This is a genomic window from Butyricimonas synergistica DSM 23225, assembly GCF_000379665.1.
GTDB classification, from domain to species: Bacteria; Bacteroidota; Bacteroidia; order Bacteroidales; family Marinifilaceae; genus Butyricimonas; species Butyricimonas synergistica.
On record NZ_KB903359.1, the window covers coordinates 1312018 to 1325594 of the forward strand.

Annotated in this window: 15 protein-coding genes; 5 read left to right on the plus strand and 10 right to left on the minus strand. The window is 45.9% G+C overall.

The features are described 5' to 3' along the window. Window positions 1–132: 132 nt before the first annotated feature. Window positions 133–1899 carry an amino acid ABC transporter substrate-binding protein gene (locus A3CY_RS0105770; protein WP_018336957.1) on the minus strand — a complete coding sequence of 589 codons (1767 nt, stop codon included), beginning with the start codon at window positions 1897–1899 and terminating at the stop codon, window positions 133–135. Between the two features lie 104 nt (window positions 1900–2003). Between A3CY_RS0105770 and A3CY_RS0105775 the strand changes: the two genes are divergently transcribed. Together A3CY_RS0105775 and A3CY_RS0105780 are read left to right on the plus strand one after the other, a co-directional pair. Further along, the gene (locus A3CY_RS0105775; RefSeq protein WP_018336958.1) at window positions 2004–2828 is read left to right on the plus strand and encodes a PASTA domain-containing protein; all 825 of its coding nucleotides are present in this window, start codon (window positions 2004–2006) and stop codon (window positions 2826–2828) included. Continuing rightward, a complete protein-coding gene (locus tag A3CY_RS0105780; protein ID WP_018336959.1) occupies window positions 2825–3898 on the plus strand; it encodes an RluA family pseudouridine synthase in 1074 nt (357 codons plus the stop codon). The genes A3CY_RS0105775 and A3CY_RS0105780 overlap by 4 nt, the downstream gene beginning before the upstream one ends. Before the next feature lie 215 nt (window positions 3899–4113). On the opposite strand, the gene A3CY_RS0105785 is transcribed toward A3CY_RS0105780, so the two are convergent. The 4 genes from A3CY_RS0105785 to A3CY_RS0105800 form a co-directional block, all read right to left on the minus strand. Then, window positions 4114–4743, minus strand: a complete 630-nt coding sequence (locus A3CY_RS0105785; RefSeq protein WP_018336960.1) for a CatB-related O-acetyltransferase — start codon at window positions 4741–4743, stop codon at window positions 4114–4116. A gap of 348 nt (window positions 4744–5091) precedes the next feature. Further along, a complete protein-coding gene (gene ychF, locus A3CY_RS0105790; protein WP_018336961.1) occupies window positions 5092–6192 on the minus strand; it encodes a redox-regulated ATPase YchF in 1101 nt (366 codons plus the stop codon). 126 nt (window positions 6193–6318) lie between these two features. Continuing rightward, window positions 6319–6951 (minus strand): DUF5715 family protein, encoded by a 633-nt coding sequence (locus tag A3CY_RS0105795; RefSeq protein ID WP_018336962.1) that lies wholly within the window; start codon window positions 6949–6951, stop codon window positions 6319–6321. Window positions 6952–6960: 9 nt separating this feature from the next. Further along, the gene (locus tag A3CY_RS0105800; RefSeq protein WP_051082707.1) at window positions 6961–7857 is read right to left on the minus strand and encodes a cation diffusion facilitator family transporter; all 897 of its coding nucleotides are present in this window, start codon (window positions 7855–7857) and stop codon (window positions 6961–6963) included. Window positions 7858–8009: 152 nt separating this feature from the next. Here A3CY_RS0105800 and mscL point away from each other — a divergent pair, with 152 nt between their 5' ends. Continuing rightward, on the plus strand, window positions 8010–8432 hold the full coding sequence (mscL, locus tag A3CY_RS0105805; RefSeq protein WP_018336964.1) for a large-conductance mechanosensitive channel protein MscL: 423 nt from the start codon (window positions 8010–8012) through the stop codon (window positions 8430–8432). Window positions 8433–8467: 35 nt separating this feature from the next. Here mscL and pyk read toward each other — a convergent pair whose 3' ends face one another. Both pyk and aroQ read right to left on the minus strand, forming a co-directional pair. Continuing rightward, complete coding sequence (pyk, locus tag A3CY_RS0105810; RefSeq protein ID WP_018336965.1) at window positions 8468–9868, minus strand: pyruvate kinase; 1401 nt, start codon at window positions 9866–9868, stop codon at window positions 8468–8470. Window positions 9869–9878: 10 nt separating this feature from the next. Further along, entirely contained in the window at window positions 9879–10298 is a 420-nt protein-coding gene (gene aroQ, locus A3CY_RS0105815) for a type II 3-dehydroquinate dehydratase (RefSeq protein ID WP_018336966.1), read from the minus strand. A gap of 250 nt (window positions 10299–10548) precedes the next feature. Here aroQ and xerD point away from each other — a divergent pair, with 250 nt between their 5' ends. After that, window positions 10549–11463, plus strand: a complete 915-nt coding sequence (gene xerD, locus A3CY_RS0105820; protein ID WP_018336967.1) for a site-specific tyrosine recombinase XerD — start codon at window positions 10549–10551, stop codon at window positions 11461–11463. Between the two features lie 59 nt (window positions 11464–11522). Further along, window positions 11523–12098, plus strand: a complete 576-nt coding sequence (locus tag A3CY_RS0105825; protein WP_155828192.1) for a hypothetical protein — start codon at window positions 11523–11525, stop codon at window positions 12096–12098. Between the two features lie 73 nt (window positions 12099–12171). Here the strand turns inward: A3CY_RS0105825 and A3CY_RS0105830 are convergent, their stop codons facing one another. From A3CY_RS0105830 to A3CY_RS22870, 3 genes are read right to left on the minus strand one after another with little or no spacing between them, the layout of a single operon-like run. Further along, complete coding sequence (locus A3CY_RS0105830) at window positions 12172–12864, minus strand: hypothetical protein (RefSeq protein WP_155828193.1); 693 nt, start codon at window positions 12862–12864, stop codon at window positions 12172–12174. A gap of 11 nt (window positions 12865–12875) precedes the next feature. Next, window positions 12876–13349 (minus strand): hypothetical protein, encoded by a 474-nt coding sequence (locus tag A3CY_RS0105835; RefSeq protein WP_155828194.1) that lies wholly within the window; start codon window positions 13347–13349, stop codon window positions 12876–12878. Between the two features lie 21 nt (window positions 13350–13370). After that, entirely contained in the window at window positions 13371–13520 is a 150-nt protein-coding gene (locus tag A3CY_RS22870; RefSeq protein ID WP_155828195.1) for a hypothetical protein, read from the minus strand. Window positions 13521–13577: the final 57 nt, after the last annotated feature.

Here is a 13577-nt window from a genome sequence, read left to right on the forward strand (position 1 = left end):
TTTCAAACTTCTTTATTCTTATCAAAAAGAATGCCGCTATTAAAATTGAAACAAACAGAATCTCTGAATCCTTCAATCAAAAAATCATAAATCTAAAATCGATCGTATCACGAATCGATAAGATCAACAAGTCTATCTTTTTAGCGGTGTTACGATAATGTTGTATTTGGAATCATAATGAATCAGGTACAATCCCCGGTTTTCCAAGCCGCCGAAGTTTCCCATCGGACGGAAGCGGAAGCGGGTAAACATACCCTCGGCATCAGAGTTGCGCAAGGAGTTCAACGTGTTTGTCCGTTCTTTCTCCACGAGCGGGATAAAATACAATGCCATATCGAAAGCACGGTTAGCAATATTGTTCGGTTCCGAATAGAAGTATTCCCTGTGTTTTGCAGAAAAAGACGTTGCCGTTTTCCCCTGGTAATCCACGTAGCTGTTTGCCATGATTTTCACGTTTAGCTTGTAGAACATTTCCTCGTCAATGGAAGTAAACTTCAACCACTCCGGGAAACCGATCACCGTGATCTTAAAATGATCTGCCAATGCCGAAAGCACGGGCAACGTACGACTTGCCGCCGCTTCGTTAAGCGTCGGGAAAATGATAATATTCTCCACTCCGGGGCGTAACACCTTGCGTACCGAATCGACGTGCATCTGGGGACGCCACCGGTAATCCACCATCGGCTCGGCAATCTCCCCTTGCAAATGGGCACGAATCAATGCCGGCAAACGGCTTTCTTCACCGGAACGAGCGTTGCCGTCCGGGATAATATTTATCAAGTGGGCTTCCCGACTATTAGCCGACACCCAACCTGCCATTTCCTCAACCAACGAAGAGTTACATATATTCATTTGCACGAAATTCGGGAAACGAGCCAACTCTCCCGCTCTCGACGAAAGCGGGTAAATCATGGGAATCACCCTATTTTGCAATTGCTCGGCTACCAGTTTATAGGTATTCGCGTAAACGGGACCGATAATCAGATCGGGCGACAATTGATTTAACTCCCCGATCACGGCTTGTGTTGCCGCCACATCACGTTCCGTGTCATACACGTGAAGGTCGATCGTGTAACCCAGCCGTTTCAAGCTGTCTGCCGCCATCAGCACCCCCCCGTAAAATTGGAGGAACGGCGCGGACTTCTCGCTCAAACGCCATCTCTCGTCACGAATATTTACGCCCAGCGTATCCACCGGAATCTCCTCGGCGGAAAATGGTAATTTATTATCTTTCACGGACAGGGGCAACAAGAGAGCCACTTTCACGTGATGCCGTTCGAACGCCACCTCGGGAATCACGAACGTGGTATCCCCTACCACCTGCTGGATCATCCCGTCGAGGGAATCCCGGGCAGGCGGGTAAAAAGCCACGTGGGTTGCCTCCTCCTTTTCCCGGCGTGCTGCTTCTTGCTCTTGGCGGTCAAGCCAGCGCAATTCAGCCTCCAATACACCCCGGTCTATCTGGCGCAACGGCAAGCGTACCACCGCCCCCTCGGCAATCGGACGGCTCACGTCGTACTCCGGGTTCTCCTTCAATATCCGTTTCAGCTTGATATCAAACTTTCGGGAAAGCGAATAGAGTGTTTCTTTCGGACGCATCCGGTGATAGTAATATTTGTCGTCCACCCGCTTGAAAGGCTCGACGTGAGGAATTTGCAACACCTCGCCCACGGAGAGCGCATTGTCCTGCTTCCCATTCAAAGCCTTCACCTCATCGACCGACACCCCATATGCCTTACAAATAGAAAAAAGCGTCTGCTTGGGTTGCACCGTGTGGAGATAAAAGGATTTTCCACCGATCACGACCAATTCTTTCGACTTCTCTATCTTGACTTCTTGCGCGTTGATATGTCCTGACACGCAAAACAACAGGAGTAAAAATGCAACTCTTACCATCATCTGATTACTTATTTTCAGAGCAAAAATAGTAAAATAGTAGTGATAATTGAAAAATCTCTCTTATTTTTGCAAGATGAAGACAATTTAAAAACTTTATAAACTACATGGGTTTCTTTAAAAAAGGACATATCATCGTGTTACTCGTCAACCTGGTCGTGGCAGTCATCCTGCTATTCGTAATCGGGTATATCGTATTAAGGCAACTGGATAAATACACGAACCACGGCTATTATATCGCCGTGCCGGAATTACGGGGACTTACCCCGGCAGAGGCTGCCCCTTTTGCCAAAGAAAAGAAATTACAAATCGTCGTCGTCGATTCCATTTACGACAACAACGCGAAGCCGGGTACCGTCGTGGAACAATTCCCCGCCCCCAACGCCCGCGTGAAGAACAACCGGGCGATACAATTGACGATCAACGCCAACGCCCCGGAAAAAGTGATATTCCCCAACCTGCGTAACACGGCTTTCCGACAATCGTTGCAACGGTTGCGCAGTCTCGGGCTGAACATCGGGAGGATAGAATATGCCCCGTCAAATTACAAGAATCTCGTATTGGACTTCAAATATAAAGGCAACGTACTGCAACCCGATACCGTCCTCCAGAAAGGGGAAACCGTGGATATCGTGCTGGGTAACGGCAACACGTCCAACGATCAGGTAGCTATCCCCAACCTGCTCGGCAAGACGCTCGCGGAAGCCCGGAACATCACACTGTACGCTTTCCTGAATATAGGCGAAATCATCCCCGACAACACGGTACGAACAGAAGCCGACCGCATGACGGCAGTCATATACCGACAAACACCCGAGGCGGAGGAAAACATGACCATGAAGATGGGAAGCGATATTATACTCCACCTCACGAAAGACGCACAAAAAATAATGGCACTGGATTCCCTGTCCATCGAGGAGCAATTACCATGATAGAAGAAGAATTAGAAGAGCTAGAAGAATTAAACGAGGACGAAACGGAACAGGAGCAGGAAAGCTACGAGCATTTCCGCCTGGAAGTCGACCCCGGACAGAACTTGTTGCGTATAGACCGCTTTCTGGTAGACCGCCTGCCGAACGTGTCGCGCACCAAGATACAAGAGGCGGCAGAAGCCCAATGCATACAAGTGAACGGCAAGCCCGTGAAATCGAACTACCGGGTGAAGCCCAAAGACCTCGTGACCTTGATGTTGCCCCACCCGAAACGGGAAATACGGGTAATCCCGGAGGACATACCTCTCCGCATCGTGTACGAGGACGACTGCCTCATGGTAATCAACAAGGAACCGGGCATGGTGGTGCACCCCTCCTATGGGCATTACACGGGCACGCTGGTGAACGCCCTCGCGTGGCACTTGAAAGGCAACCCGCTGTTCAAAGAGAATGATCCCCGACCGGGACTGGTACACCGGATAGACAAGGATACCTCCGGTTTGCTCGTCATCGCTAAAACGGAAGAAGCGAAAACCAAATTAGCATCGCAATTCTTCCACAAGACATCGAGCCGGAAGTACGTCGCAGTCTGTTGGGGTAACTTGGAAGAAGAAACCGGAACCGTTATCGGCAATATCGGCAGAAGCATCTCCAACCGCAAGATCATGGGAGTATTTCCCGAAGGCAGCGACTACGGCAAACACGCCGTCACCCACTACCGCGTATTGGAACGCCTCGGTTACGTCAACGTCGTGGAATGCGTGCTGGAAACCGGACGCACCCACCAGATACGGGCACATTTCAAGTCAATCAAGCACCCTTTGTTCAACGACCCCGAGTACGGCGGCAACGAGATATTGAAGGGAACGACATTCACGAAATACAAACAGTTCGTGCAAAACTGTTTCGCTATCTGTCCCCGTCAAGCCCTGCACGCCAAAACCCTAGGTTTCGAGCATCCCGCCACGGGCGAATGGATGGACTTCGACTCGGAAGTCCCGCAAGATATGCAACAGTTGATCGAGAAGTGGCGAGGCTACGTTGCGAACAGGGAAATGGAAGAGGCTTAATATGATCCATATTCCGAAATATCCCCGACAGGGAGAAATCAAGCTGAAATAAGGGAGAGAACAAGCCGAAGAAAGGGAACAACTTTGAATCACTCCCGGTACAAAGTCAATACAACATCGCTCGCGAAGGTCTTTGCACCGAAGTTGAAACGACTTTGCACCGAAGTTGATCCCTATTCTCACCCCGTTCTCTCCCCTATCTCACCGAAATCTATTCATTTATTCGCCGGCAATTCATCCAAATTCCCATTCATCAGACAAGGCAAATATTGTCGTATCTTGTCGGCAGACCAATCCCACCATGCCAACGCTTGCAATCGTTCTATCACATCCGCGCTAAACCGTTTTCTTATTTCTTTAGCCGGAGTTCCCCCGACAATAGTATAGGGGGCAACGTCTTTCGTCACGACCGCCCGTGCCGCAATGATAGCCCCGTTTCCAATATGCACGCCCGCCATGATAACCGCTTCATAACCTATCCAAACATCATTTCCGATAATGATGTCCCCTTTGTTATCCCAGGCGAAAGCAACATCGGACTTTTCCAAATTCCAATCCTCGTAAAACAAGGGGAATGTATACGTGGACAGGGATTTCAACGTGTGATTGGCACAGTTGAACAGGAACTTTGTCCCACAAGCAATGGAGCAAAACTTGCCTATTACCAACCGTTCATGGTTTATAGGATAGTGATACAACACATTGTTCCTCTCGAACAGACAGGGATCGGATACAAAGTCATTATAAATCGTATAATCACCGATTTCTATCGACGGGTCTTTCACGACCGCGTTCAGATACACGGTTTGCGTGTCGCCCATGCGTGGATATATTTTCTTCATCATGGTATTTACTTTTAATAATGGCATAATTACAACGGACAAACCTGATAAGTTTGTCTGTTTTGTTTCAATTCGAAGTGCTGTTCGTTTCGCGTAACTATATGCAAGATTGCCATTTCATATTGTTGGACAAATATGTATTTTTTCGTTCGTGCCGTAAAGTTAATAATAACCATGAATAAAAAATACACATTCATGCGAATGTGCCTGAAAAAACAAAGAGATTGTCTGAAAAGAGAAGTTTCGTTCAACTGCCCCCTCTAACTTCCCCTGTGTAAGGGAGAGTTAAAGGGGGCAGTTGAATTTACTTTTTCGGACAACCCCTGTTATATATTCATTAAAACCGATGTATCAAACGTTGAACCGGAAGTTCATCATGTCGCCGTCCTGCACCACGTAATCTTTTCCCTCTACGGACATTTTCCCGGCTTCCTTGCATTTAGCTTCGGAACCGAGAGCAACGAAATCGTCGTATTTAATTACCTCGGCACGGATAAAGCCTTTCTCGAAATCGGTATGGATAATTCCGGCTGTCTGGGGTGCTTTCATGCCGTTCTTGAACGTCCACGCCCGCACTTCTTTCGGACCTGCCGTAAAATAAGTCCTTAGGTTCAACAATTTGTATGCAGTACGAATTAATTTATTCACCCCGGCTTCCTCCAACCCCAAGTCCTCCAGGAAAAGCTGTTTTTCCTCGTAAGTTTCCAGCTCGGCAATATCCGCCTCGATAGCGGCACCGATCACCAGCACCTCCGCACCCTCGTCTTTTACCGCCTCGCGAACCATATCCACGTATTTATTACCCTTCACCACGGAAGCCTCGTCCACGTTGCACACGTAAAGAATCGGCTTGTTGGTCAACAGCATCAACTCTTTCGCGACTTCCTGTTGCAAATCGTTCAACTGCACGGAACGGGCGGATTTTCCCTGTACCAGGGCATCTTTATAAAGATGCAAAACTTCCACCAGGCGTTTGGCTTTAGCGTCCCCCCCGGTTTGAGCTTTCTTTTCCTCTTTAGCCAAGCGATTTTCCACGGTTTCCAAGTCTTTCAACTGTAATTCGGTATCAATCGTTTCTTTATCCCGGATCGGGTCTACTTTACCATCCACGTGCACGATGTTGTCATCGTCAAAACAACGCAACACGTGAATAATCGCGTCCGTTTCCCGGATGTTGGACAAGAACTTGTTACCCAATCCCTCGCCCTTGCTGGCACCCTTCACCAACCCGGCGATGTCCACGATCTCCACCACGGCGGGTACCACATTCTGAGGTTGCACCAGCTCCACCAATTTATTCAATCGCTCGTCCGGCACCGTGATGACTCCCACGTTCGGCTCGATCGTACAGAAAGGGAAATTGGCTGATTGAGCCTTGGCATTACTCAAACAATTAAATAGTGTCGACTTCCCCACATTTGGCAAACCGACTATTCCACACTGTAAACCCATAGTCTATATTTGTATTTTTATTATCAATCTATTATATAACACGTTCTTACTCCCAAAAATTCGGGTTTGCAAAGATAAACAATTTTCGAGCGAATACAGCATGAAACGGATTAGAAATATCCCGCTCTACCGTACCGTAATATGGAAGCACCCTTGCTTGTACTCGTAGCGGACGTAACATTTCTTCTGCAAACGCAAGTCCTGCAACACGTCAGCCAAAACGCTTTTCAGTTTCTCCACGGGAGCATTCTTTCGCCCGTCTTTCTCGAAGCGGGCGTATGCCACGTCAAAAGTGGTTCCATAGACATGGGCGGAATTGGCACTCGCGTTGATATTCTTTTTCCGCAAGTTCTTCACGCTCGACCCAGTACGCAACACGCTGGTAACAATAATACTATGGGAGGGCAGCCCCTTTTGATACAACGAATCCTTGAAATTACGGGCTATCGTTCCCAGCAGATCACAAGCCTCCGGGACTAAATAAGGTTCGGAATGGGTAAGCTTATCCACCTTGAAAAGGCTGCAAGTTTTAATCTCTTTCAACGTCCGGTCGGCTTTCTTCAACTCCACCGACGAGGTCAAGGGTGTTATTCCCAAACGCTTGGCAGAGGACAGATGCCGATCATTCAGATCATTAAACGTCCGCTGGTAATTCTTGAAATACACGAAAGGGCGATTATTTTTAACCTCTTCCTTACAAGCCCCGAACAATACCGCCACGCAACACACCGCGGCACACCACCACACGATTCTTCTCATTCTTATCTCTCAATTTTTCACAGGTTCCACATGCACAGCCACGTGAGTACGTGACCCGTATTTTTTCCTCAAGCGATCCTCGATATCCGTCGCCACCACGTGCGCTTCCCGTACCGTCATATCCGGTTGCACGCGGATATGCACCTCGATCGCAAAATCGTTGCCGATACGGCGAGTACGCAGGTTATGCGGGTCTTTCACTTGCGGATCTTCATTTATAATTGCAATAATCTCTTTCTCTATTTCCTCCGGCAGGGAACGTTCCAACAGGTCGTTCATACAAGGGATCAACAGTTGGATGGATACTTTTACGATGAAAACACTCACGATGACCGCCGCTATCGGGTCGAGAATATGCCAGTCTTTCCCCAGAAAAATCGCCCCGGCAATACCTAAAGCCGTACCGATCGATGAAAAAGCATCCGAGCGGTGATGCCAGGCGTTAGCAACCACGGCTTGACTCTGCACCCGGCATCCCACGAGCGTGGTGTAACGATAAAGGATCTCTTTTACCACGATCGAAACGACCGCCGCTACCAATGCGATCATATCGGGATTCCCGATCGCCTCGCCTCTCGAAACGGCAATAATCTTGTTCAGCCCGTTCCAAAAAATCCCGGTGCCTACCATCAACAACACCAGACCGATGATCGCAGTGGCAAGTGTCTCGTACTTCCCGTGCCCGTAATCATGCCCGGCATCCTTCGGTTTGGCGGACACCCGGACAAATACTAGCACGATAATATCCGTGATAAAATCGGAAAGCGAATGCACGGCATCAGCAATCATGGCACTACTTTTCCCGAGTATCCCCGCCACAAACTTGAAAACCAACAACCCGAAATTCGCTATCGAACCGACGATAGTGACCCTGTATATTTGCCTTTCCCTATTTTTCTCTTCCATTATATCCATTTTTGCCCTCACAAAATTACAATAATAATATAAATTTACCCCTTTATTTTTCCCGGGATAAAAATAATTCATGTAGTTTTACAACATTTCGAGAGTTTAGCCGTTCAAACACATAAATTATATAACAAATAAAACTTCGAAATATGAAACTCTTAGACGAATTTAAAGCATTTGCCCTGAAAGGAAACGTGGTAGATATGGCTGTCGGTATCATTATTGGTGGTGCCTTCGGAAAAATTGTATCTTCCCTTGTTAGCGATATTATCATGCCTCCTATCGGGATGTTGATCGGTGGTATGAATTTTTCAAACCTGCACGTTGTATTGAAACAAGCTCATGCGGATGAAGCTACCGGAAAAATGATCGAGGCTGTTACCATTAACTATGGGAATTTTTTGCAGACCACGATCGACTTTTTAATTATCGCTTTCTCCATCTTTATCGCCATCAAGTTTATGAATAAACTGAGAACCAAGAAAGAAGAAGCCCCAGCGGCACCGCCTGCCCCCTCAAAGGAAGAAGTCCTATTAACTGAAATCAGAGATATATTGAAAGAGAAGAAATAAAAAAGAAAAGCCGGCGTTTAAGCCGGCTTTCTTTTTTATTTTATCTCTCCGATCTTGCAAACCTCGATAAATGAAGCCCCTTTCCCATGTCCGAAGCTACCGCCGACAACCACAACATAATCATCAGCTTTGATACCATTCTTCATTAACATTTCCGGAAGATCATTCATGAACTCGTCACGCGACATTGGCTTCTCCGTGTAATATGGGTATATACCGAATGATAAAGCCAACTCCCGCATCACCCGCTCGTTATAGCAACGGGCATAGACGGGCAAGTTACTCCTGAAAGCTGACAGGTAACGTGCCGTACGACCGGATAAAGTGTCAACCACGATCGCCTTGATCGGCAGCATCAAAGCCGTCTTCACGGCAGAACGAGCCAAAGCGGCAGTTATTTCATTATTAATACGCACCAGGTTTTTTCCCGCATCCGGCGGCACGGTTCCCTCGTTCTCTTCCGCCACTTCCCGCATCACGGTCACCGCTTCCTCGGGATAAGCCCCGTAAGCCGTTTCGCCACTCAACATGATAGCGTCCGTACCCATGTAAATGGCATTGGCTATATCACTAATCTCCGCCCGGGTGGGTCTTGGGTGTTCGATCATCGTATGCAACATTTGCGTGGCAATAATCACGGGCTTCTTGCTCTCAATACATTTTTTCACGATGTAACGCTGAATCTTCGGTATCTTCTCCGCCTCGATCTCGATACCCAAATCCCCGCGGGCAACCATGACCCCGTAGGCATAATCCAATATCTCATCTATATTATCCACACCCTCCTGGTTCTCGATTTTGGCAATGACCTTGATTTTACTGCCCTTAGCGTCCAATATAGCCTGAATTGCCATCACGTCCTCTTTGTTGCGCACGAAAGAATGCGCGATGAAATCCAAATGATTATCCACGGCAAAATCAATAAACGCCCGGTCTTTGTCACTCAAAGATTTCAACTTTAACGAAGCCCCCGGAACATTCACGCTTTTGCGATTTTTAATAACCGCCTCGTTCGTCACCATCATTTCCAAGTAGTGGTCGAACTTCTCAACGACAATCAATTCAACATCGCCGTCATCCACCAACACCTTATCCCCCACCTTAATGTCTTCCGCGAAATACGGATAAGACACATGAATCAACTTACCCTCCATCTTCAACTCGGGATCACCCGTCAAATAGACCGTTTCGCCCTTATCTACGTGCATGGGCTCGTCCATCATCATGGTTCTCACTTCCGGCCCCTTCGTATCGATCAGAATGGCTATTTTATCCGAAACTTTCCGAACATTTTCCACCACCTTCAATGCCTGCTCCATGTCCTGATGGGCTGTGTTCAATCGCACGACATTCATGCCCGCACGATATAAACTCTCCAAAAACTCTACATCACATCTTTTGTCCGATATGGTAGCCACAATCTTTGTCTTCTTCATACCTATAAAATCATTCGTTTATTAAAGCTTGCAACGCCAACTCGTAAGATTTCAACCCGAATCCGGCAATGACTCCCTGGCATACAGCCGTCAGGCAAGACACGTGACGAAAGGGCTCCCGTTTTGCAGTATTCGAGATATGTACCTCTATCACGGGGCTGGAAACCGCGGCAATCGCATCCGCAATGGCAATAGACGTGTGGGTATAAGCCCCTGCGTTCAAGATAATCCCATCATACGTGAACCCGACCTCGTGAATCTTATTAATCAACTCACCCTCCACATTAGACTGGTAATAATCGATTTCAACCATTTTATAAAACTCTCTTAACCCCGCGAGATAGTCTTCAAAAGAAGTTTCTCCGTATATAGTTTTTTCTCTAATTCCCAGCAAGTTAAGATTCGGTCCATTTAAAATCAATACCTTCATAACGTTTGTTTTTATTCTTTTGCAAAATTAACAAAAAAACGACGAACCGGGATTACGGAAGCCGTATTTTGGCAATTAAATTTTTATTACAAAAGCCTTCACGGATTTTTTTTACGTTAAACTTGAGAAAAGTGTTACAAGTCACAAAAAAACTCCTATCTTTAGCTGGCGAAAACTTATATAGCTCTCTTTATATAGGTGAAAGTGGTGAATTAGAATTTGTATTATTTATATTGTAACACGGTTAAACATGACTTGGAACGAAACGATAGATAGTTTTCGGACTTACTTGGTCTTAGAAAAATCGCTATCTCCAAATTCGGTAGAGGCCTATCTAAACGACATTAGGAAGCTGGCTGCTTATTGTGAAAAATTGACTCCTCCATTAGACCCGAAAGAGGTGTCGTATAATGTGTTAAACGAGTATCTCATGGAATTGAAGAACACCGGAGTAACTCCCCGCACGCAAGCACGGGGTATTTCGAGTATCAAATCTTTCTTCAAGTACCTACTATACGACGGAGCCGTCGGGCAAAATCCCGCTTCTTCTCTGGATGCCCCTAAAATCGGACGTTCACTTCCAAGTGTATTAAGCGTTGAGGAAATCGAAACGATGATCGACTCCGTTGATATGAATAAACAAGAGGGACAACGCAACAAAGCGATCCTGGAAACACTTTATTCCTGTGGTCTGCGCGTATCGGAACTCGTGAACCTGAAACTATCACAGATTAATTTCCGCACTGGATATATCAAAATCGAGGGAAAAGGCAACAAGGAACGGATTGTTCCGCTGGGAGCAAGAGCGAAAGACGAGATTCGTTGCTACCTGAAAAAAGACCGGGACAAAATGAAAAAAGCCAGAGGGCACGAGGACATCCTGTTCTTGAATAAAATGGGGAAAGCCCTTTCCCGCGTGATGATCTTCAATATCATCAAGGAAACGGCTCGCCGTGCCGGATTGCAAAAAGTAGTTTCTCCCCACACGTTCCGTCACTCGTTTGCTTCCCACCTAGTGAACGGAGGGGCAGACATTCGCACGGTACAAGATATGCTGGGACATGAATCCATATTAACGACAGAAATCTACACACATCTGGACAACAACTTCACCCGGGATACGATCACAAATTTCCATCCCAGAGCGAAGAAATCCCGTAAATGATCCTTATATTTGTATCCGATACTCGGAAGTATCGGATACACTTTTTATATAAGGACGATATGGAAAACAAACAAGATATACTCAAACAATTGGCAAGTAACGACATGGAAGTCGTGAAAAGTGCCATTGAGCAAATCAAACAAGAAGGCGATATCTCTATCGCGGCGGAATTATTGGATATTTTACAACAAAGCCAGGACACGGCGGTCATCACAAACCTCACGGCGTTACTTTCGGACGTGAAAGATTCCAACTTCAAAACCATTTTGATGGATAAACTTATCAATGCGACAAGCGACACAGGAAAAGCTAACCTTCTGCGTATCTGTTGGGAATCGGCTATCGACTTTTCCGAATACCTCGACGTATTCGTGGATATGTTAATAAACGAAGATTTCATCACCGCGCTTGAAGCCTCTACCGTCATTGAAAACCTGGGCGGCAAAATTCCAGAGGAAAAACTCCTTGCAGCTATCAAACGTTTGGAAACGAACAAAGACGAAGACAAAAGTTTTCTGCTGGAAGATACCATCCTGCACCTTAAAGTATTACTCTGTCCCGAAGAAGAGGAGGAGTACGAAGAAGAGAACGATCACCACCATTGCGGGTGCGACGGACATCATCATGACGCATGAGCGGAGGATAGCAAGGCTAAAGCCCCCCAAAAAGTTTCGAGTCTAACTTTTTGGGGGCTTTTCCTATTTTTCGCTATTTCCTCAACGCTTCTTGCTCTTCCACCCACTTCAGATTTTTTTGACACACATTGTAGTCATCCAATACCATTTCAGCAAATTTTGCTTTTGTGATGTCTCGTCCACCACACACCACGCTGAAATATTGTACCCCGTCAACCTTGTACATCAACCTGACGTGACCTCTGTAATTCAAGAAAAAGACTTGATGGTCATCCACTCTCTCGAGCACCGAGGGAAGTTTCTCGTAATTTCGGGCAAAATCACTTTCACCAGTGATACCCAAGGTACCTTTACTCCAATGGCCTCCTATTTTCTCTATGCTCACGCTCATAACCAATTTCCCATCGCGTCTGCCACCAAACAGCAATTGATCTTCCGAGGGGCGAATACATTCCATCATGTGCTCCTCGCACGGATTTTGCACGAATTTCTCCACATCAAAAACATACAGAGGCAATTGCGTGAAAATCAATCTCTCATATCTTTCTCTCGTCAAGAGTACACCCGAGAACCCCGCAGGAATCGTACCCGAACGACTTGCACCCTCGTATTTCTCGAACTCCCGCTCCATCGCCTCATCCAACGCTTTTTTCGTTTCCTTAGTTAACGGCTTTTCTTGCTTTGCCACGAAATCATTTATCAACTTGCCTTCTTCCCCACAAGCGATAAAGATAAAAATCGAAATCATAAAAAACATCGCTTTCATAACGTTCAAATTTAATTTGCTATTGACCATATATGTATATTTCTAGACGCAAATCCGCCACTATTTAACGTAGTTATCTCCCAATACCCCTTCCCCACAGGATCCCAATAATACACATCCCATTCTTGCCAATAAGGTTTAAATCTCAGATTCACAGAAAAAATAACCACACAATGATCTAAACGGTCAGTAAATACCCCAAAACAAGGAAAAGAAATATCATTCAACCATCCCACTGTAGTAAAATTCATCAGATATTCCAAATACAAAACAGTTCCTCTATTTGAATCTTGATTTAAAACCCAATTCAATTCCGTCAACAATACCCCACAATCACACTCGTATGGCAAGAATTGTATAAATTCTGGATTATCTCCATCAACACAACATGGAGGAGCAAGTGAACCCATTAAATGTTTGACATAACGAGTTGCATATTCACACATAGGATATTCCTGAAATACAGCATTTTCACATGCAAACACGCACCATTTTTTAAACTCTCCTTAACCCGTTAACTGATTATTCAAAGCAGTTGGTTCGATACTCAAGGATTCATTAACATAAGCGCTACAAACAGCCAAAACTGCGACAATTCCAAAACAAATTCCACATTTTTTAATTGTCTTTCTCATTTTACACTTACCTTTTTTCATAGCGATACTCATTTAATTTTACAATTAAGAGGATATAATATCACCGATAAGCAAATA